This is a genomic window from Vogesella oryzagri (genome assembly GCF_040148885.1).
In the GTDB taxonomy this organism is placed as follows: Bacteria; Pseudomonadota; Gammaproteobacteria; order Burkholderiales; family Chromobacteriaceae; genus Vogesella; species Vogesella oryzagri.
The window spans coordinates 146,296-164,856 of sequence record NZ_JBEFLD010000002.1; the positions used below are offsets into that span (position 1 = coordinate 146,296).

An 18,561-nucleotide genomic window follows, 5' to 3' on the forward strand; every position below is an offset into this window, starting at 1 on the left:
GCCAGACAGCGCCGGACATCAGTCGTCCAGCGCCACCGCGCCGCGCGGCACGTCCAGCGCCTGCACCCGCACCTTCAACCGCGCCAGCATGATCAGCCCCGGCAAGGCGGCGCAGGTGGAGAACAGGAAGAACGCCGGCCAGCCGATGCTTTCGGTCAGCACCCCGGACAGCGGCCCCACCCACACCCGGCCCACCGCGGCGAAGGCCGACAGCAGCGCAAACTGGGTGGCGGTGAATTTCTGGTTGCACAGCGCCATCAGGAAGGCGACGAACGCCGCGGTGCCCATGCCGCTGGACAGGTTCTCCACCGCTACCGCGAACAGCAGCAGGTAATCCACCTGGGTGCTGTCCTTCAACGCCACGATCAGCCAGTCGAACGCCGGCAGCTCGAAGCCGCCCCACGCCCCCTTGCCGGATACCGCCACCAGCCAGAAGCCGAGATTGGACAGCAGCTGCAGCACACCAAACGCCATCAGCGCACGGTACAGCCCCAGCCGCAGCATCAATGCGCCACCGGCCAGCGCGCCGACGATGGTCAGCCAGATGCCGATCACCTTGTTCACCACCCCGATCTCGGCCTGGGCAAAGCCCATGCCCTTGAGCAGGAAGGTGGTGGTGAGCGCGCCGGCAAAGGCGTCGCCCAGCTTGTACAGGATGATCAGCGCCAGAAACGACCCGGCAGCCTCCATGCTGAAATAGTTGCCCAGCGAACGGTTGAGGGTCTCGAAGCGGGCCTTCTGTGCCGCCCACCATGCCAGCGGCACGGTCACCGCCATGCCCAGCAGCAAGGACAGCAGGTCTACCCATTTTTTCTTGTCCGGATTGTCGACCAGGGCGGCGACCGGCGCCTTGTCAGTCGCCGGGGCCGCCACCGCTGCAGTGGGTGCAAGGTTAGCTGCAGGCTTGCCCAGCAGCGGCACCGGCGTCTTGGCCACCGTGCTGGCCACCTGCGGCGGGAACAGCGGCGTCAGTACCCGGTCGGCCAGCGGCGCCAGCACGTGGCTGGTGAACTGGTAGCCGATCACCACTGCCAGCAGCAGCGCGGCAAAGCCTTTCAGGTCGTTGCGGGCATCGCTTGTCGGCGCCACGTTGTCCTTGGGCACCGCCGGCAACAGCAGCAGCGAGGCCGCCGCCGCCGCCAGCATGATGCCGGCCATCACCTGGTATACGTTGTTCCAGCTCCAGCCGCTGCCGCTCAGCGGGTCGGCCCACACCATGGCTACGCCGCCGGACAGCACCATCGCCAGCCGGTAGCCGAACACCCCCAGCGACGACGCCAGCCCGCGCTGTTCCGGCGTCACCACGTCGGTGCGGTAGGCATCGATCACCACGTCCTGCGACGCCGACAGGAACGACAGCAGCACCGCCAGCAGCGCAAAGCCCTGCACATCGCTGGCCGGCGACAGCGCCGACATCGCCAGCAAAGTGGCGGCGAGGCCGAGCTGGGTGAACACCAGCCAGCCGCGGCGGCGGCCGAAGAACGGCGGCTCGAAGCGGTCCATCAGCGGCGCCCACAGGAACTTGAAGGTATACGGCAGCCCCACCAGGCTCAGAAAGCCGATGGTGGCGATGTCGATGCCGTCCACCGTCAGCCACGCCTGCATGGCGGTGCCGGACAGCGCCAGCGGCAGGCCGCTGGCAAAGCCCAGCACCCAGATCATCAGCATGCGCCAGGCGCCCAGCTGTCGGATATCGCGCATCAAGCGCCCCCTTGTATGGCAAATGAACAGGGCGCCGCAGCGCCCCGTATATGGTCAGGGTTGGCCGCAAACGGCCGATCGGTGCGTGGCGGCCGCGGCAGGCCGCCGCTTAGCCGCGGGTGACGCGGTAGAACGCCAGACTGCCGCGCAGATTGGGCAGGAAATTCACCTGCCGGCCACCGGTCATCACCACCCGCTCCAGCACACGGATGTGGTTCTTGGCGCACAGTTCGTCAAAGTCGCCGAGCATACACCAGTGGATGTTGGGGGTGTTGTACCACTGGTACGGCATGTCGTCCGATACCGGCATGCGCCCGAGCATGATCTGCCAGCGGTTCTGCCAGTAGCCGAAGTTAGGGAAGGTGACGATGGCCTCGCGGCCAACCCGCAGCATCTCCAGCAGGATCTCCTCGGTGTGGCGCATCGCCTGGATGGTCTGCGACAGCACCACGTGGTCGAAGCGCTGGTCCTCGAATTCGGCCAGGCCCGCTTCCAGGTCACCCTGGATGGCGTTGACGCCAGCCTTGACGCAGCCCACCACGTTGTTGACATCGAAATCCACACCGTAGCAGTTGGCCTGCTTGTGTTGCTGCAGCCAGGCCAGCAGCTCGCCTTCGCCGCAGCCCAGGTCGAGTACGCGGCTGCCGGCGGGAATCCAGTCGGCGATCAGTTGCAGGTCGGGGCGGAGAGAATCGAAAAAGCTCATGCGTTGACCTCCTCTGCCACGCGGTTCAGGTAAGCCCGCATCAGATCGACATACGGCCCGTCGGTCATCAGGAAGGCATCGTGGCCGTGCACCGACTCGATCTCGCCATAGCTGACGCGCTTGCCGGCGGCGATCAGCGCCTTCACCGTCTCGCGCGAGCGTTCCGGCGAGAAGCGCCAGTCGCTGGTGAAGCTGGCCACCAGGAAGCTGGCGGTCGCCTTTTTCAGCGCCGCCACCAGGTCGCCGTCGTGATCCTTGGCCGGGTCGAAGTAGTCCAGCGCCTTGGTCATCAGCAGGTAGGTGTTGGCATCGAAGTAATCGGAAAACTTGTCGCCCTGATAGCGCAGGTAGCTCTCAATTTCGAATTCCACGTCGTAGCCGAACTTGTATTCGCCGGAGCGCAGCATGCGGCCGAATTTCTCGCCCATGCCGTCGTCCGACAGATAGGTAATGTGGCCGAGCATGCGCGCCAGGCGCAGGCCACGGCGCGGAATGGTGCCAGCGGCGTAGAAGTCGCCGCCGCAGAAATCCGGGTCGGTGAGAATGGCCTGCCGCGCCACGTCGTTGAAGGCGATGTTCTGCGCCGACAGCTTGGGCGCGGAGGCGATCACCAGCGCGTGGGCAATGCGCTCCGGGTAGGCGATGCTCCACTGCAGCGCCTGCATGCCGCCCAGGCTGCCGCCGATCACCGCCGCCCAGCGGCCGATACCCAGCCGGTCGGCCAGCCGCGCCTGCGAGGTCACCCAGTCCGGCACCGTCATCACCGGGAAGCGCGAGCCCCACGGCTGGCCAGTGGCCGGATCGATGCTGGACGGGCCGGTGCTGCCGTGGCAGCCGCCCAGGTTGTTGACGCCGACCACGAAGAAGCGGTTGGTGTCGATGGGCTTGCCGGGGCCGATCATGTTGTCCCACCAGCCGGCGGCCTTGTCGTCCTCGCTGTAGCGGCCGGCCACATGGTGGTGGCCGGACAGCGCGTGACAGATCAGGATGGCGTTGCTGCGCTCGGCATTCAGCTCGCCATAGGTTTCGAACACCAGCTCGTACTGCTGCAGCGTGACGCCGCAGGCCAGCTCCAGCGGCGTCTCGAACAGTGCGCGCTGCGCACTGACGATACCGACGGAAGATGCGTTATTGGGCATGCGTTTCTCTTTGCTAGTCGGCGGCGGGCGGGGATGCTGGTCTTTGCGACTCTGCCCCGTCCGCATCAAGGCTTCTCCATGGCAAGCAGCGATTATATCGGTAACGCGCGCTTGCGCACCTGCCGTCCGGCTACCGATAATCGCCGCTCCTCTTTTCGCTGGACTGCACGATGATCGGCCGCCTGTTTCGCCTGTTGCTGCTGCTGGGCGTGATTTACCTGGCGCTGCGCTGGCTGCTGAACCGGCAGCAGCGCCAGACGGTACACGAGTTTGTGCGGGCGCTGGCCATCGCGCTGCTGGCCAGCTCGCTGCTGTTGCTGGGGCTGTTCCTGGCCGGCATCCGCCTGTAACGCGAATTTTTTGCCCGGCGCACTGTCAGAATCGGCCTGCCCCGCCGACTTACCGGCATCACCTGCCAGGAGATGCGCCATGTTGATTCGCCGCCCCGCCGACATTCTGCCGTCGGACATCACCCCCGAAGCGGTCTACCTCAATCGCCGCCAGTTCATGGCGGGCGCCGCCGGCCTGCTGCTGCCGGTCAGTGCGCTGGCGGCGCTGCCGGCCAGGAAAAGCCCCTACTCCACCGCCGAGCAGGCCAATAGCCGCAGCGACATCACCAGCTACAACAACTACTACGAATTCGGCACCGGCAAGGATGAGCCGGCGCTGTACGCCGGCCGCCTCAAGACCCAGCCGTGGAACATCGTGGTAGATGGCGAAGTGGAAAAGCCGCGCAGCTTCGGCATGGAAGAATTGCTGAAATACCCGCAGGAAGAGCGCATCTACCGTCTGCGTTGCGTGGAAGGCTGGAGCATGGTGATTCCGTGGATCGGCTTTCCGCTGGCCAGTCTGCTGGCGCAGGTGCGGCCAACCTCGAAAGCGAAATACGTGGCCTTCGAGACTGCGCTACGCCCGGGCGAGATGCCGGGCGTGGCACGGCGGGTGCTGGCCTGGCCGTACCGCGAAGGGCTGCGCATCGACGAGGCAATGCACCCGCTTACCATTCTGGCAGTGGGGCTGTACGGCGATGTGCTGCCCAAGCAGAACGGCGCGCCGATCCGGCTGGTGGTGCCGTGGAAATACGGCTTCAAGAGTATCAAGGCCATCAGCCGCATCCGGCTGCTGGAAAAACAACCGGCCACCAGCTGGAACCTGGCGGCACCGGATGAGTACGGCTTCTACTCCAACGTCAACCCGGCGGTGGACCACCCGCGCTGGAGCCAGGCCAGCGAACGGCGCATCGGCGAGTTCCTCAAGCGCAAGACGCTGCCGTTCAACGGCTACGGCACGCAGGTGGCGCAGCTGTACCGTGGCATGGATCTGGTGAAGAACTTCTGATGGAGGCGGCCATGCTTACCCTTGCGGCCAACCTTGCCCGCCCGTCGCCGCGCCAGCTGTCCTGGCTCAAGGGCGCGGTGTTCCTGCTGTGCCTGCTGCCACTGTGCAACATCGCCTGGGTGGTGGCCACAGGCACGGCGGTGAATCCCATCGAATACCTGACCCGTGCGCTGGGAGTGTGGACGCTGCGCTTGCTGTTACTGACGCTGGCCATTTCGCCGCTGCGCTGGCTGGGGGCGCCCGGCTGGCTGCTGCGCCTGCGGCGCATGCTGGGGCTGTACGCCTTTTTCTACGGCGTGCTGCACCTGAGCAGCTATTTGTGGCTGGACCAGTTCTTCGACTGGCGCGCCATCGGCCACGACATCCTGAAGCGGCCATTCATCACCGTCGGCATGCTGGCGATGCTGCTGATGCTGCCGCTGGCGATCACCTCCAGCGATGGCTGGATGCAGCGGCTGAAGCGCAACTGGGGCCGGCTGCACCGGCTGGTCTACCCGCTGGCGATCTGCGGCGTACTGCACTATTGGTGGCTGGTGAAGCGCGACATCAGCCAGCCGGCGCTCTATGCCGCCATCCTGGCGGTGCTGCTGGCCTGGCGGCTGTGGCAACGTTGGCCGCGGCGCGTACAATAAGCGCCGGTTTGATTTTGCGGTAGATGACTGGGTAGCTCGAAAAAGCCCGGTTTCTAAGCAAGACAAGGCGCGAATGAAAAATCCCGACGCCGCATATGGTGGATATGTAAGGAGGGATTTTTCGTGAGTAACGCAGTATTGCGACAAAAGCGGGAATTTTTCGAAAATGGCCAAGGACAAGACACCGGTAACACAGGCAGTACGCGTACTGCGCGAACACCAGGTGGACTACAGCGAGCACCTGTACAAGTACGAGGAACGCGGCGGCACCGCGGTCTCCGCCCGTGAGCTGGGCGTGGACGAGCACTGCGTGGTGAAGACGCTGATCATGGAAGACGAGCAGCACAAGCCGCTGATCGTGCTGATGCACGGCGACCGCGAGGTGGGCACCGGCATGCTGGCCAAGCAGATCGGCGCCAAGAAGATCAGCCCCTGCGACCCGAAAACCGCCGACAAGCACAGCGGCTACCAGGTGGGCGGCACCAGTCCGTTCGGCACCAAGGCCGCCATGCCGGTGTATATGGAGGCCAGCATCGCCGTGCTGCCGCGCATCTACATCAACGGCGGCAAGCGCGGCTTTCTGATCGGCGTCAGCCCGGCCGAGGTGCAGCGCGTGCTGCAGCCGGTGCTGGTCAACGCCCAGGCCTGATTCGGCTTACTGCTCCAGCTCGATGGCCTGGTAGTGACGGTCCATGCGCCGGCGATAGCGCATGCGCAGCACGAAACCCAGCGCCACCGAGAACAGCATCCAGTAGGCCAGATTGAGCACGCTGCCCCACACCAGCGGTGCGATCACCCCGGCCAGTAGCGTCGACATCATGGTCTGCACAAAGCCCTGCACCGACGACACCGTGCCGCGCAGATGCGGGAACTGGTCCATCAGCACGATGGTGATCGACGGCGCCGCCACCGACATGCCCACGGTGTAGAGGCCCAGCGGCAGCACCGCCCACGGCACCGATGGCGGCAGCAGCAGCGCCTGCAGCAGGTTGAGCGCAGCGGCGCTGAACATCAGCCCGTAGCCGAGGTTGACCTGCTGGCGCGCGCTGAAGCGCCCGGCTAGACGCCCGGAAATGAACGCCCCCAGCATGATGCCGCCCACCGCCGGCCCGAACAGCCACAGGAAGTCGTTGTGGCCCAGCCCCAGGTGCTGCATCAGGAACACCGGCGCCGCCGGGATGTAGACGAAGAAGCCGGCAAAGTTGAAGGTCACCGCCAGCGCCAGCAGCTGGAAGTCGTGCTTCTTCGCCACTTCCAGATAGTTGGCCGCAAGGTGCTTCAGATGCAGCGGCGAGCGCTGCGCCGGGCCGTGGGTTTCCGGCAGGCTGCGCCAGCTCATCACGAACAGCACCAGCCCCACCAGCGCCATGAACAGGAAGATCGAACGCCAGCCGAAGGCGCCGAACAGCCAGCCGCCGATTACCGGCGCCACCGCCGGTGCCAGCGAAAACAGCATGGTGACCTGCGACATCATGCGCTGCGCATCGTGGCCGGTGAAACGGTCGCGGATGATCGCCCGCCCCACCACCAAGCCGGCGCCGCCGCACAGGCCCTGCAGCGCGCGGAACAGCAGCAGCGTGCCCAGATTGGGCGCCAGCATGCAGCCGATGGACGCCAGCGCGAACAGCAGCGAGGTCACCAGCACCACCGGCCGGCGGCCAACGGCATCGGAAATAGCGCCGTGCCACAGCATCATCAGCCCATAGCAGAACAGGTACACCGACAGCGCCTGCTGCATCTGCACCGGCGAAGCATCCAGCGCGTGGCCGATATCGCTCATCGCCGGCAGGAAGGTGTCGATGGAAAACGGCCCCAGGGTGGCCAGGGCGGCCAGTAGCAGGGCCAATGCTCCTTGCCGCTTGTTGGCGGTGTCTGCCATGTGAAAAGTTGCTTTCTCGAAAGGTTGGCCGCGCACTACACTGTGCGGTTTCAAATTAGGCGTTTTGTACATTAGGCGTTATCGACAACGCTTGTCGACTGCCCGTAATGACGGGCGCAACGCCGGAAAGGTCCACACATACATGCTGCGCTACTACCATAACCCCCGCTGCTCCAAATCGCGTGAAGGCTTGCAACTGCTGCAGGACCGCGGCATCGAGCCGCAAGTAATCGAATACCTGAAAACGCCACCCAGCGCCGACGAACTGCGCCAGATTCTGGCGCTGCTGGGCATCCCTGCCCGCGCACTGCTGCGCAGCAAGGAAGAGGAATACCAGGCGCTGGGGCTGGCCGATGCCAGCCTGAGCGACGAAGCGCTGATTGCCGCCATGGTGGCACACCCGCGTTTGATTGAGCGCCCGATTGCCGTCAGCGAACACGCCGCCGCCATTGGCCGCCCGCCGGAAAACCTGCTGACGCTGCTGTAAGCGGCACGATACGGCAACAGACGCAAACGGCCCGGTTTCCCGGGCCGTTTGTCATGCGCTAGAACAACTGCTCTTTGACGTTTTCCACCGCATCCTGCGGCGGTGTAGCCGGCTCATCCGCCGCCGCGTCCGACGACTGCGGCGCATGATTGCCATTCCCCGGCACGCTGCCGCGGTTGTTGATGCGCAGCTCCGGATTGGTGCTCTGGAACTCCTCCAGGAAGTACTCGTCGTTGCCGCGCAGGCCGGCACCGGCCTTCACCACCACGCCCGGTGGCGGCGGCAGCTCGATATCCGGCACACCCTTCAGCGCGTTGCTCATGTAGTTGATCCAGATCGGCAGGGCCGCGGTACCGCCGTAGCCATAGCGGCCCAGACTGCGCGGCTGGTCAAAGCCGACCCAGGTCACCGCCACCAGCGACGGGTTGAAGCCGGCAAACCAGGCGTCACGGAAATCGTTGGTGGTACCGGTCTTGCCGGCGATGTCGCTGCGACCCAGCGCCGTCGCCCGGTTGGCAGTACCGTAGCGCACCACGTCTTTCAGCATATTGCCGATGATGAAGGCGTTACGCGGGTCAATCGCCTGCGGCGCGTTCTGCCCAGCCACCGCCGGTGCGGTGCGAGCCAGCAGGCGACCGCTGGCATCCTCGATACGCTCGATGAAGTAGCCGCGGGTACGGTAGCCGCCGTTGGCAATCACCGAATAGGCTTCCGCCATCTGCATCGGCGAGGCCTGGCCGGCGCCCAGTGCCATGGTCAGGTAGGCCGGGATATTTTTCGGATCGAAGCCGAAACGCTGTGCGTACTGTTGGGCGAAATCCGGGCCGATCGACATCATGATGCGGATCGATACCAGGTTTTTCGACAATGCCAGTGCGCGGCGCATGCTGATCATGCCAGCATATTTGCCGTCATCGTTCTTCGGATCCCAGCTCTGGCCGCCAATGGTCTGCGGATCGATGGTGATCGGTGCGTCATTGATGAAGGTGGCCGGGGTAAAGCCGCGATCCAGCGCCGCCGAGTAGATGAACGGTTTGAAAGTGGAACCCGGCTGCCGCATGGCCTGGGTCACGTGGTTGAAGCTGCGGCGGTTGAAATCAAAGCCGCCGACCAGCGCCTTGATGGCACCGCTGCGCGGGTCCATCGCCACGAAGGCGCCTTCCACTTCCGGCATCTGGGTAATCTGCCAGTTGCCCTTGGCATCCTGCTGCACGCGAACCTGGGCGCCCGGACGCAGGCGCTGTGCCGGCGTGGCACGCTCGGACAGGGCGAAGCGGGCGAAGCTGAGGCCGCTGCCGGTGACATCCACCCGCTTGCCGCCACGCAGATACAGCCGCACCCGCGACGGGTTGGCCGCCAACACGATGGCCGGCTGCAGGTTGCCGCTGTCGCGAATGGCGGACAAGGTTTCGTCCAGCGTTTCCTCCAGCTCTTCCTGCGGGATGGCGGACAGGTCGACGAAAGACTCCGGTCCACGATACGACTGGCGACGGTCGTAATCCATCAACCCGGCGCGCAGCGAATCGAATGCCCACTGCTGGTTGCGGCTGTCCAGCGTGGTGAACACGCGATAGCCCTCGGTGTAAGCGGCCTCCTTGTAACGGCCGTACATCGCCTGGCGCACCATCTCGGCCACGTACTGTGCCGGCAGACTGCTATCCAGCGTCTGCCGCGCCAGCACCAGTTTTTCCGCCTTGGCGGCCTCGTACTGCTCGGCGGAAATAAAGCGCAGTTCGTACATGCGCCGTAAAACATACAGTTGCCGCAGGTGTGCCCGCTCCGGGTTGACTACCGGGTTATATGTGGACGGTGCCTTGGGCAGACCGGCCAGCATCGCCATCTCGGCAATGCTAAGCGTATTCAATGGCTTACCGTAATAAGCCTGCGCGGCGGCGGCAAAACCATAGGCGCGCTGTCCCAAGTAAATCTGATTGATATACAGCTCGAGAATCTGGTCTTTCGATAAAGTATGCTCAATCTTGAATGCCAATAGCGCTTCATTGAATTTACGCGTGAAGGTGCGCTCACTCGACAAGAAGAAATTCTTGGCCACCTGCATGGTGATGGTGCTTGCACCCGAATGCGTGCGTCCTGATACTATATTTCCAACAGCAGCGCGCATTACCCCCAGGTAATCAATACCGCCATGCTGGTAAAAGCGCTCATCTTCGGCTGCCAGCAATGCCTGCTTCATGTATTGCGGCACATCTTGAATGCGGGTAAAAGAGCGGCGCTCTTCGCCAAATTCGCCAATCAGTACATTGTCTGCGGTGTAAACACGCAGCGGCATTTTGGGACGGTAATCGGTGAGAATGTCCAGACTGGGCAGGCGCGGATACGTCACAATGATCGCGATGACCACCAAGCCGGCCAGCAATACGCTGGCCGCGGCGATGAAACCCGCGATCAAGATCACAACACGCTTGAGCATGATGTTCTAGCCTATAAATGGGATGGCGCATTATACCTGTATGGTAATGCCGCACGATGATTTGCAACGAGCGCAAGCAACAAGCGCCGCGATAAGGGAGGTTGGCCGCCGGTACCCGGCGTCCACACGCACATGGCAGTAGAAAAACGTCGTTTTGACTTTGCCGGCATGCAAAACGTTCTGGGCAACTGGCTAAAACCCGCCCAGAACTCCTTGCTTGGGGTGGACGTGAGCAGCTCTGCGGTCAAGATCGTGGAGTTTGGTGCCATCGGCCATACTCCCCAGCTGGAACGCTACGTCATTGAGCCGTTGCCCAAGGACGCCATCGTCGATGGCAACATCAACAACATGGAAGAAGTCGCCGGTGCCATCAGCCGCGCCTGGAAACGACTGGACACCGGCACGCGCCGTGCCGCAGTCAGCCTGCCCACCTCCATGGCCATCTACAAAAAAATCCTGGTTCCCGCCGCCGCGGACGAGGACGATCTGGAGGTACAGGTCGAACGCGAAGCTAACCAGTACATTCCCTTCCCGCTGGCCGAAGTAAACCTCGACTACCAGGTTCTTGGCCCCTCGCTGAACAGTGCCGGGGATCTGGACGTGATGATCTGCGCAGCGCGCAAGGAAAAAGTAGAAGAGCGGGTGGCGGTGGCGGAAATGGCGGGGCTCAAGGTAGAGCTGGTGGATATCGACGCCTTCGCCATGATGACCGCTTTTGAGCAGATTCAGCAGCAATTGCCGGACCAGGGCATGAATCAGACGTTTGCCCTGTTTGATATTGGTGCCAGCAAGATTCAGTGCTCCATCATCCGCAACGAGCAGCAACTGTACTACCGCGAACAGGCTTTCGGCGGCAGCCAGCTCACCCGCGACATCCAGCGCCGCTATGGCTACAGCTACGAAGATGCGGAAGTTGCCAAGCGCTCAATGACCCTGCCGGACAGTTTTGAAAGCGAGCTGCTGCACCCCTTCGTCGATTCGCTGTCACAAGAAATCCAGCGCGCGCTGCAGTTCTTCTATACCACGGTAAGCGTCTCGCAATACCTGCGCGTGGATTACATCCTGCTGGCCGGTGGCTGCAGCATGTTGCCAGGACTGGACGATGCCGTCTTGGCGCGCACCCAGATCAGCACCATGATCGCCAACCCCTTCACTACCATGACCCAGGCTCCACGCATTCCCTTGAAGGAACTGCTGCTGGATGCGCCAGCCCTACTGGTTGCCTGCGGACTTGGCCTGCGGAGATTTGACTAAAATGATCCGCATCAACCTGCTACCGCACCGCGAACAGAAAAAGGCGGCCCACCGCAAACGCTTCCAGCACATTCTGCTGGGCAGCATCATCGCGATCCTGGCAATCACGGCAGGCACTTACTTGTTGCTAGATAGCTGGAAAGAAGCCCAGATCGCGCGCAACCAGCGGCTGGAACAGGAAATTGCCAAACTCAACGAGCAACTCAAAGATATCGAGCAACTCCGTCAGAAACGCTCGGCCCTGCTCACCCGCCAGGCGCTGATCGAAAAACTGCAGTCCGAGCGCGGGCAGACCGTGCGCGTCTTCGATGAGCTGATCCGAGTCATCCCGGAAGGCGTGTACCTGCGCAATTTCAGCCAGAATGGACAATCGATCAGCCTGGGCGGCTCTGCGCTCTCCAGCGCCAGGGTGTCGTTGCTGATGCGCAACCTGAGCAATTCACAAGTTTTTGCCGACCCGGTTCTCATCGAGGTAAGCGCCACCGTCGAAAACAATATTCGAGCCAACCGCTTCAGCCTCAACGTCAATCTGCGCCAGCAAGCAACACCGGGCAATAAGCCGGGAGAGAAGAAATGACACTGGACGAAATTCGCCAGCTCGACTTCAAGGACACCCCCAACTGGCCGCTGCAGGCACAGGTCGGCGCGATGGTTTTTCTGGCGCTACTGGTCTTTGGGCTCGCCTACTACGCGCTATTTAGCGACATGCTGGACGAAATTGACCGCGAGCAAAGCAAAGAGCAGCAGCTGAAAGAAACCTTTTTGGGCAAAAAGCAGCAGGTTGCCAACCTGATTGCGCTGCAAGCGCAGCTGGCAGAGATTGAACGTTCATTCAATGCCATGCTGAAACAATTGCCCAGCAAGGCAGAAATGGACTCACTGCTGACGGAAATCAACCAAGCTGGGGTTGGCCGCGGGCTGCAATTCGATCTTTTCCGCCCGGCAGCAGAAATCCGTAACGACCAGCTCTCCGAATTGCCCATTCAGATCCGTCTAACCGGCAGCTACAACGATCTGGCCACTTTTGCCACTGACGTCGGCAAGCTGTCGCGCATCGTGACCCTTGGCAACATTACGCTATCGCCACTAGCCGGTGGACCGGTAGAGCCACGCCTGGGCATGGACGCCACCGCCCGCACCTATCGTGCCATTGATCCGAGCGAAGCCGCGCCGGCTGCGCCCAAACCCTGAGTCAGAGCGCCTATCATGAAACTGATCATTACGCTACTGCTCGGACTGCTGCTGACAGGCTGCGGCTATAAACAGGATGACGATATCGAGCAGTGGATGCGCGATGCCGGCAAAGACATCAAAGGCTCAATCGAGCCTATTCCGCCGATGCAGCCGTACACGCCCTTTGAATATCAGGGGCAAAGCCTGATTCCGCCTTTCAATACCGACCGCCTGCAAATCGCGAAGAAAAGTGCCCGCAACAACCTGCCGGATACGCAACGGCCAAGAGAGCTGCTAGAAAACTACGATCTGGACAAGCTGAAACTGGTCGGCACCATCATGCTGAAGCGGGGACGCATTGGTCTGCTCAGAACGCCCGATGTCGGCATTCAACGCATTCAGGTCGGCAGCTTTGTCGGACCCAATTTCGGCATCGTGCGCAGCATTAGCGAAACTGACGTGCGGCTTGATGAAACGGTAGAAGACATTAATGGTGAATGGGTCAAGCAGGAAAATCACCTATACCTGCAGGTGGAACAAGGAAGAACCCCATGAAAAGAATTACGCTGACACTGCTTTCTTCGGCCCTGCTACTCACAGGCCTGTCTCTACCCGCATGGGCGGCCAGCACCATTACCGACGTCAAGCTCATTCAAAACAATCAGGATGAGCAAGTACTGGCCATCAGCTTCGCCGATGGTGCCCCGGCACCGCGCAGCTTTGCCTTGTCTTCTCCACCACGCATTGCTTTTGACTTCCCTGCCACGCGTAATCAGACCGGGAAGAACCAGCTGACACTCAACAGCAGTCTGATTAGTGGTGCGACGCTAGTTGAAGGACAGGACAAGTCGCGCCTAGTGCTGTCGCTGACCAAGCCAGCCTCCTACAGCAGCAAAGTTGAACAAAATCGCGTCTTGGTTACCCTGGCAGGCAACAGCCCTAGCATCGGCAGCAGCCAAACGTTGGCCGCAGAGCCGCCGACAGAAATTCAACCGCCCGTCGTGGCTGCGGCACCAGGGGCAATCGCGCCAAATGGCTTGCTCGCCAATCTGGACTTCCGCCGTGGCAATGAAGGAGGCGCCCGTATTGTGATGGACCTGCCAAGTGCCAACACCCCGGTTGATATCCGCCGCGAAGGTAAGAATGTCGTGATCGATCTGGCTGGCGTAAAGATTCCCCGCTCGCTGGAACGCCGTCTCGATGTCACCGACTTCGCCACCCCGGCCTCGCGCGTGGACGCGATCAACCAAGGCAACGGCAGCCGGGTAACCATTCAATCGGAAGGCAACTGGAGCTACTCCTCCTACCAGACGGACCGCCGGCTGGTCGTTGAAATCCAGAAACGCACCGCCGAAGAACAGGACGCCCAACTGCTGGCCCAAGGCAAGAGCCCCTACAAGGGCGAGCGTTTGTCGCTGAATTTCCAGAACGTGGAAGTGCGCTCGCTACTGCAGGTGATTGCCGAGTTTACCGGCCTAAACGTGATCGTTAGCGACACGGTTAACGGCTCGCTAACACTGCGGCTGAAAGACGTCCCGTGGGATCAGGCACTGGACCTGATTCTGGCACAACGTAATCTGGAAAAACGCCAGGCCGGCAATGTGATCCGTATCGCGCCCCGCGCCGAGCTGATCGCCACCGAGAAACAGGCGGCCGAGGCACAGCGCCAGAAAGTGAACACCGAACCACTGATCACCGAAACCTTCCAGATCAAGTACCGCGCGGTGGAAGAGTTCAAGGACGCGCTGAAAGAACTGGTCAACGTCTATCGCGAGGGCATTACCGCCGACAACCTGATGGATGGTGCCAACGCTGCGCAGAATGCCAAGTTTACGGGCCTGGTGGTGGACCCGCGCTCCAACAAGATCATCGTGCGCGACCGTGTTTCCGTGGTTGAGGAGCTGCGCAAGGTAATCCAGACACTGGATACGCCACTGCGCCAAGTGCTGATTGAAGCCCGCATCGTGGAGGCCAAGGATAACTTCCAGCGCGATCTGGGCGTAAAACTGGGCATCAACAAGATTGGCGGCGACACCTCGATTGGCACCATCAACGATAGTGGTACGATTTCGTTCAGCCCCAACGTTAATCTGCCCGCGGGTTTAGCCGGGGCCAGCATTGGCGCCATCTACAAGAGCGCCAGCACGCTGATCGGGCTGGAGCTTTCCGCGATGCAACAGGAAGGCCAGGGCAAAATTGTGTCCAGCCCACGTATCCTCACTGCGGACCGTACTTCGGCCACCATCTCCGAAGGTACCGAAATCCCCTATACCAGCAGCACGGCCAACACGATCAATACCAGCTTCAAAGAAGCATTGCTAAGCCTGACCGTAACACCGCAGGTAACGCCAGACGAAGATATTGTGCTGAAGCTGAACCTATCCAAAGATAGCGTCAGCAACACCGTCTCGGTTGGCACTGAACCGGCTATCGACAAGAAAACCGTGACAACCGAAGTTCGAGTTGAAAACGGCGGCACGGTGGTCATTGGCGGCATTTATACGCAAGACACCAGCAACACCGAAAACAAAGTGCCATTGCTCGGTGACATCCCGGTATTGGGTGCCTTGTTCCGCAACAAATCGGTGATCAATAACCGCCGTGAACTGCTGGTCTTCATTACACCGCGCATCGTGGAAAGCGAGCTGATTGCCCGCTAATTAGCACAGACACGCTGTAATGCAATCCGATACAATGCCTGCCATGGAACTGGCAGGCAATTTTTTTCTGGTCGGGCTGATGGGTGCCGGCAAAACGACGGTTGGCCGCACCCTTGCGCGCCACACCGGCAAGACCTTTTACGACTCCGACCACGAAATCGAGCGCCGTACCGGCGTTAAAATCACGACCATCTTCGACATAGAAGGCGAAGAGAGCTTTCGCGCTCGCGAAAAACAAATCATCGCCGAACTGTGCCAGATGCAGGACATCGTGCTCGCAACCGGTGGCGGCGCCATTCTGGCACCGGAAAACCGCCAGGTACTGGCATCCCATGGCACCGTGATTTATCTGCGTGCCCAGATTGATGACATTCTGGCCCGCACCAAGCACGATAAAAGCCGGCCACTGCTGCAAACCGCCAATCCTCGCGCCAAACTCGAACAGCTTTACCAACAACGCGACCCGCTCTACATGGAAATCGCCGACGTGGTAATGGACACCAGCTGCCAGAACGTCAATACCCTGGTACAGCGCCTCGAACAACGCCTGCTCACTCAACAACCCTGACATGATTACGCTTGATCTGACCCTGCCTGATACCCGCTACCCTATTCACATCGGGCAACAGCTGCTCGGCAGGGCCGATCTGCTACTACCGCATATCAAGCATAAGAAGGTCGCCCTGATCAGTAACACCACCGTAGCGCCACTGTATCTTGCCAACCTGCGTCAGGCGCTGGAAACCCATGGGATCAGCGTTATTCCTATCGTCCTGCCCGATGGTGAAGACTTTAAAACCTGGGAAACGCTTAACCAGATTTTCGATGCATTGCTACAGCACCGCTGTGAACGCAACACCACCCTCATCGCCTTGGGCGGTGGCGTTATCGGCGACATGGTCGGTTTTGCGGCTGCCTGCTATCAACGCGGCGCCCCATTCATCCAGATTCCGACCACCTTGCTGGCGCAAGTGGACTCGTCAGTAGGCGGCAAAACTGCCATCAATCACCCGCTGGGCAAGAACATGATCGGCGCGTTCTATCAACCCAAGGTCGTGATTGCCGACATGGATCTACTGGACTCCCTGCCGCAGCGCGAGTTGTCTGCCGGCCTTGCCGAAGTGATCAAGTATGGCCTGCTGGGCAATATCGAGTTCCTCGGCTGGCTGGAGCAGAACATGGCAGCGCTACGCGCCAAGGACAAGCAGGCGCTGTCGTATGCGGTCCAGACGTCCTGTGCGATGAAAGCCGACATCGTGTCGCAGGATGAGAAGGAGCATGGCGTCCGCGCGCTGTTGAACCTGGGTCATACCTTCGGCCATGCCATTGAAGCCGGCCTGGGCTTTGGTACCTGGCTCCATGGAGAGGCCGTCGGTGCCGGCATGCTGCTAGCAGCCGAAGCGTCACGCCTGCAGGGCCAGTTAAGCGAAGCCGATGTACAACGCGTCAAAACCATTCTGGAACAGGCGGGACTGCCGACCATCAGCCCGGACCTCGGCGTGGATACTTGGCTTGAACTGATGAGCCATGACAAAAAAGTAAGCAATGGCGAAATTCGTTTTGTTCTGCTGCAGTCGCTGGGGCAAGCACACGTGGCTCCCCTGCCGCAAAACGTGCTACAGCAAGTGCTGAGTGGCCGATTTATTGAAAAGGCATAATTGCCAATAAATACGCATTTCTACGAATTGCGACAAACAAGTACAAGCCGGACAATCTCCTGACAACATCCGGGAGCCGACCATGTGCAAACAGCTGATCTCCAAACTGAGTAAGTCGCAGGGAATTAACCGCCTTGTACAACTGTTCAAGGTTGGCCGCACCTTTGTACCGCCGCAAGAACGGGGCATTGATCCGGTAGCCGAGGCCGAGGTGTTTCTCTCCTACGGCAAACGCAAGGAAGCGCTGCGGGTGCTGCTCTATACCGTGCAAGTGGAGCCAGACAATCTGTCTGCCCAGCTGCTGCTGCTGCAAACACACGCCTATCTGCTAGACGTGCAGTCCTATATCGATCTAGCTCAACAGCTACAACCCCAACTTGCCCATCTGCCGGTATGGCATATTGTGGCCGCAGAAGGGCGGGAACTGGCGCCGTATCACCCGCTGTTCCGTTGCCATTGACTAGGGCTGCAGACGGCACATGCTAATGCCGTCTGCACTCTGGCAATATTTCAAAATCCCCGTCTGGGTCAACTCCACATAGCGCAGCCGATCTGCGACATCGACGGCACGCAGCACGTAGTAACCATTGTCGGTATTCCGCGCCACGCTGCCAAAAGCGATGTCGTACTGCGCTGCGCCGGACTCGGGATAGCGTGTGTGCGGCAATACCGGCCAACTGGATGCCGTCTGTTTATAGCGTTGATAGCGCGCGTAATACTCCGCCATATACGCCGCATCCTGTTTTAATAACACGGTCGCCGCCTGCAAGCCCTGCTGCTGCATATGTTCCTGATAGCTAGTGATACCCCAGCGCAGCACAATACTTGCCAGCAACAGGCACACGCAAAGCTCAAGCAAGCTGAAGCCATGCACTTTCATCCGCAATCACCCTGCCGACTAATACCAGTCCTAAAGATAATCAGTCGCTGACACCAGCCATCTTGTGGTACTGCAAACTCGAACACCACTTGGCTGGACTTCATCATGCCATCAGGATTAAAAGTAAGGAGTCGTTGCGATGTTGTCAGCATCAGGTGCAGCCCGGGTTCGATTGCGGTAATCGCCAGCTGCTCCTTGGAATCGTACACCCCGCTGCGGCCGCCAACCTTGTCATAGAAAATCATCAACCCTTCTTCCCAGCGATAGGGCGCCGGAGTCGTCGTCTGCGGCTGGCAGCCTTGCACATCCAAGTTGCTTTTCAAGTTGACCGCGCACGCATGTACCGGCAACCGCCGCATTCTGGCCTCGGAACGAGCCAGCGCGAAGTTGCCCACCATCTCGTTCAATACCGAGCTGTAATGCCTCAGGCGCATCGTTCTGCCCAAGTCGGCAACAACAAATGCGGTAACAACGGCCAGTAATGCTAGTGTTACCAGCATTTCGATCAGCGTAAATGCCTGTTGTCGCAGCATGACTCACCCCCGAAAAATGCAAATGACATTTACATTTAGCAAGGCCGTCAGATAGAGGCAAGCCTACGACGACAGGCAACACCGAAAAAT

The 18,561-nt window shown here is 60.8% G+C and carries 20 protein-coding genes; 13 read left to right on the forward strand and 7 right to left on the reverse strand.

Annotated elements, in window-relative coordinates; translation table 11 throughout:
• Positions 1 to 18: 18 nt before the first annotated feature.
• The 3 genes from ABNW52_RS03375 to metX all read right to left on the reverse strand — a co-directional run bounded on the left by ABNW52_RS03375 (position 19) and on the right by metX (position 3,546).
• Complete coding sequence (locus tag ABNW52_RS03375; RefSeq protein WP_349584006.1) at positions 19 to 1,701, reverse strand: AmpG family muropeptide MFS transporter; 1,683 nt, start codon at positions 1,699 to 1,701, stop codon at positions 19 to 21.
• A gap of 109 nt (positions 1,702 to 1,810) precedes the next feature.
• The gene (metW, locus tag ABNW52_RS03380) at positions 1,811 to 2,407 is read right to left on the reverse strand and encodes a methionine biosynthesis protein MetW (protein ID WP_349584009.1); all 597 of its coding nucleotides are present in this window, start codon (positions 2,405 to 2,407) and stop codon (positions 1,811 to 1,813) included.
• Positions 2,404 to 3,546, reverse strand: coding sequence for a homoserine O-succinyltransferase MetX (gene metX, locus ABNW52_RS03385; RefSeq protein ID WP_349584011.1), 1,143 nt, complete (start codon positions 3,544 to 3,546; stop codon positions 2,404 to 2,406). The genes metW and metX overlap by 4 nt, the downstream gene beginning before the upstream one ends.
• Positions 3,547 to 3,716: 170 nt before the next feature.
• Between metX and ABNW52_RS03390 the strand changes: the two genes are divergently transcribed.
• From ABNW52_RS03390 to ybaK, 4 genes are all read left to right on the forward strand, one after another.
• Entirely contained in the window at positions 3,717 to 3,896 is a 180-nt protein-coding gene (locus ABNW52_RS03390) for a protein MIGRI (RefSeq protein WP_349584013.1), read from the forward strand.
• Between the two features lie 79 nt (positions 3,897 to 3,975).
• Positions 3,976 to 4,884: a protein-methionine-sulfoxide reductase catalytic subunit MsrP gene (gene msrP / locus ABNW52_RS03395; RefSeq protein ID WP_349584016.1), complete on the forward strand. Its 909-nt coding sequence runs from the start codon at positions 3,976 to 3,978 to the stop codon at positions 4,882 to 4,884.
• 11 nt (positions 4,885 to 4,895) lie between these two features.
• Entirely contained in the window at positions 4,896 to 5,516 is a 621-nt protein-coding gene (locus tag ABNW52_RS03400; protein ID WP_349584019.1) for a protein-methionine-sulfoxide reductase heme-binding subunit MsrQ, read from the forward strand.
• Positions 5,517 to 5,682: 166 nt separating this feature from the next.
• On the forward strand, positions 5,683 to 6,165 hold the full coding sequence (gene ybaK, locus ABNW52_RS03405; protein ID WP_349584022.1) for a Cys-tRNA(Pro) deacylase: 483 nt from the start codon (positions 5,683 to 5,685) through the stop codon (positions 6,163 to 6,165).
• A 6-nt stretch (positions 6,166 to 6,171) separates the two neighbouring features.
• Here ybaK and ABNW52_RS03410 read toward each other — a convergent pair whose 3' ends face one another.
• Positions 6,172 to 7,395 (reverse strand): multidrug effflux MFS transporter, encoded by a 1,224-nt coding sequence (locus ABNW52_RS03410; RefSeq protein ID WP_349584025.1) that lies wholly within the window; start codon positions 7,393 to 7,395, stop codon positions 6,172 to 6,174.
• Positions 7,396 to 7,537: 142 nt separating this feature from the next.
• Here ABNW52_RS03410 and arsC point away from each other — a divergent pair, with 142 nt between their 5' ends.
• On the forward strand, positions 7,538 to 7,882 hold the full coding sequence (gene arsC, locus ABNW52_RS03415) for an arsenate reductase (glutaredoxin) (RefSeq protein WP_349584028.1): 345 nt from the start codon (positions 7,538 to 7,540) through the stop codon (positions 7,880 to 7,882).
• 58 nt (positions 7,883 to 7,940) lie between these two features.
• Here the strand turns inward: arsC and ABNW52_RS03420 are convergent, their stop codons facing one another.
• Positions 7,941 to 10,313 (reverse strand): penicillin-binding protein 1A, encoded by a 2,373-nt coding sequence (locus ABNW52_RS03420; protein WP_349584030.1) that lies wholly within the window; start codon positions 10,311 to 10,313, stop codon positions 7,941 to 7,943.
• A gap of 132 nt (positions 10,314 to 10,445) precedes the next feature.
• Between ABNW52_RS03420 and ABNW52_RS03425 the strand changes: the two genes are divergently transcribed.
• From ABNW52_RS03425 to ABNW52_RS03460, 8 genes are all read left to right on the forward strand, one after another.
• Complete coding sequence (locus ABNW52_RS03425) at positions 10,446 to 11,567, forward strand: pilus assembly protein PilM (RefSeq protein ID WP_349584033.1); 1,122 nt, start codon at positions 10,446 to 10,448, stop codon at positions 11,565 to 11,567.
• A 1-nt stretch (position 11,568) separates the two neighbouring features.
• Positions 11,569 to 12,144, forward strand: a complete 576-nt coding sequence (locus ABNW52_RS03430; RefSeq protein WP_349584036.1) for a PilN domain-containing protein — start codon at positions 11,569 to 11,571, stop codon at positions 12,142 to 12,144.
• A complete protein-coding gene (locus ABNW52_RS03435) occupies positions 12,141 to 12,758 on the forward strand; it encodes a type IV pilus inner membrane component PilO (protein ID WP_349584038.1) in 618 nt (205 codons plus the stop codon). Before ABNW52_RS03430 ends, ABNW52_RS03435 begins: the two co-directional genes overlap by 4 nt.
• A 15-nt stretch (positions 12,759 to 12,773) precedes the next feature.
• On the forward strand, positions 12,774 to 13,295 hold the full coding sequence (locus ABNW52_RS03440) for a pilus assembly protein PilP (protein ID WP_349584041.1): 522 nt from the start codon (positions 12,774 to 12,776) through the stop codon (positions 13,293 to 13,295).
• Positions 13,292 to 15,400 (forward strand): type IV pilus secretin PilQ, encoded by a 2,109-nt coding sequence (gene pilQ / locus ABNW52_RS03445; RefSeq protein WP_349584044.1) that lies wholly within the window; start codon positions 13,292 to 13,294, stop codon positions 15,398 to 15,400. The genes ABNW52_RS03440 and pilQ overlap by 4 nt, the downstream gene beginning before the upstream one ends.
• Before the next feature lie 34 nt (positions 15,401 to 15,434).
• On the forward strand, positions 15,435 to 15,968 hold the full coding sequence (aroK, locus tag ABNW52_RS03450) for a shikimate kinase AroK (RefSeq protein WP_349585028.1): 534 nt from the start codon (positions 15,435 to 15,437) through the stop codon (positions 15,966 to 15,968).
• 1 nt (position 15,969) lies between these two features.
• Positions 15,970 to 17,058 (forward strand): 3-dehydroquinate synthase, encoded by a 1,089-nt coding sequence (aroB, locus tag ABNW52_RS03455; protein WP_349584047.1) that lies wholly within the window; start codon positions 15,970 to 15,972, stop codon positions 17,056 to 17,058.
• A gap of 82 nt (positions 17,059 to 17,140) precedes the next feature.
• Complete coding sequence (locus ABNW52_RS03460; protein WP_349584050.1) at positions 17,141 to 17,518, forward strand: type IV pilus assembly protein FimV; 378 nt, start codon at positions 17,141 to 17,143, stop codon at positions 17,516 to 17,518.
• Here ABNW52_RS03460 and ABNW52_RS03465 read toward each other — a convergent pair whose 3' ends face one another.
• Together ABNW52_RS03465 and ABNW52_RS03470 are read right to left on the reverse strand one after the other, a co-directional pair.
• Positions 17,519 to 17,938 carry a hypothetical protein gene (locus tag ABNW52_RS03465; protein ID WP_349584054.1) on the reverse strand — a complete coding sequence of 140 codons (420 nt, stop codon included), beginning with the start codon at positions 17,936 to 17,938 and terminating at the stop codon, positions 17,519 to 17,521. It lies immediately after the preceding gene.
• A complete protein-coding gene (locus tag ABNW52_RS03470) occupies positions 17,935 to 18,471 on the reverse strand; it encodes a GspH/FimT family pseudopilin (RefSeq protein ID WP_349584057.1) in 537 nt (178 codons plus the stop codon). The genes ABNW52_RS03465 and ABNW52_RS03470 overlap by 4 nt, the downstream gene beginning before the upstream one ends.
• Positions 18,472 to 18,561: the final 90 nt, after the last annotated feature.

Bases quoted from the DNA above. Each gene is read 5' to 3' on its own strand.
- ABNW52_RS03375 (WP_349584006.1), bottom strand. From the start codon at position 1,701: ATGCGCGATATCCGACAGCTGGGCGCCTGGCGCATGCTGATGATCTGG.
- metW (WP_349584009.1), bottom strand. From the start codon at position 2,407: ATGAGCTTTTTCGATTCTCTCCGCCCCGACCTGCAACTGATCGCCGAC.
- metX (WP_349584011.1), bottom strand. From the start codon at position 3,546: ATGCCCAATAACGCATCTTCCGTCGGTATCGTCAGTGCGCAGCGCGCA.
- ABNW52_RS03390 (WP_349584013.1), top strand. From the start codon at position 3,717: ATGATCGGCCGCCTGTTTCGCCTGTTGCTGCTGCTGGGCGTGATTTAC.
- msrP (WP_349584016.1), top strand. From the start codon at position 3,976: ATGTTGATTCGCCGCCCCGCCGACATTCTGCCGTCGGACATCACCCCC.
- ABNW52_RS03400 (WP_349584019.1), top strand. From the start codon at position 4,896: ATGCTTACCCTTGCGGCCAACCTTGCCCGCCCGTCGCCGCGCCAGCTG.
- ybaK (WP_349584022.1), top strand. From the start codon at position 5,683: ATGGCCAAGGACAAGACACCGGTAACACAGGCAGTACGCGTACTGCGC.
- ABNW52_RS03410 (WP_349584025.1), bottom strand. From the start codon at position 7,395: ATGGCAGACACCGCCAACAAGCGGCAAGGAGCATTGGCCCTGCTACTG.
- arsC (WP_349584028.1), top strand. From the start codon at position 7,538: ATGCTGCGCTACTACCATAACCCCCGCTGCTCCAAATCGCGTGAAGGC.
- ABNW52_RS03420 (WP_349584030.1), bottom strand. From the start codon at position 10,313: ATGCTCAAGCGTGTTGTGATCTTGATCGCGGGTTTCATCGCCGCGGCC.
- ABNW52_RS03425 (WP_349584033.1), top strand. From the start codon at position 10,446: ATGGCAGTAGAAAAACGTCGTTTTGACTTTGCCGGCATGCAAAACGTT.
- ABNW52_RS03430 (WP_349584036.1), top strand. From the start codon at position 11,569: ATGATCCGCATCAACCTGCTACCGCACCGCGAACAGAAAAAGGCGGCC.
- ABNW52_RS03435 (WP_349584038.1), top strand. From the start codon at position 12,141: ATGACACTGGACGAAATTCGCCAGCTCGACTTCAAGGACACCCCCAAC.
- ABNW52_RS03440 (WP_349584041.1), top strand. From the start codon at position 12,774: ATGAAACTGATCATTACGCTACTGCTCGGACTGCTGCTGACAGGCTGC.
- pilQ (WP_349584044.1), top strand. From the start codon at position 13,292: ATGAAAAGAATTACGCTGACACTGCTTTCTTCGGCCCTGCTACTCACA.
- aroK (WP_349585028.1), top strand. From the start codon at position 15,435: ATGCCTGCCATGGAACTGGCAGGCAATTTTTTTCTGGTCGGGCTGATG.
- aroB (WP_349584047.1), top strand. From the start codon at position 15,970: ATGATTACGCTTGATCTGACCCTGCCTGATACCCGCTACCCTATTCAC.
- ABNW52_RS03460 (WP_349584050.1), top strand. From the start codon at position 17,141: ATGTGCAAACAGCTGATCTCCAAACTGAGTAAGTCGCAGGGAATTAAC.
- ABNW52_RS03465 (WP_349584054.1), bottom strand. From the start codon at position 17,938: ATGAAAGTGCATGGCTTCAGCTTGCTTGAGCTTTGCGTGTGCCTGTTG.
- ABNW52_RS03470 (WP_349584057.1), bottom strand. From the start codon at position 18,471: ATGCTGCGACAACAGGCATTTACGCTGATCGAAATGCTGGTAACACTA.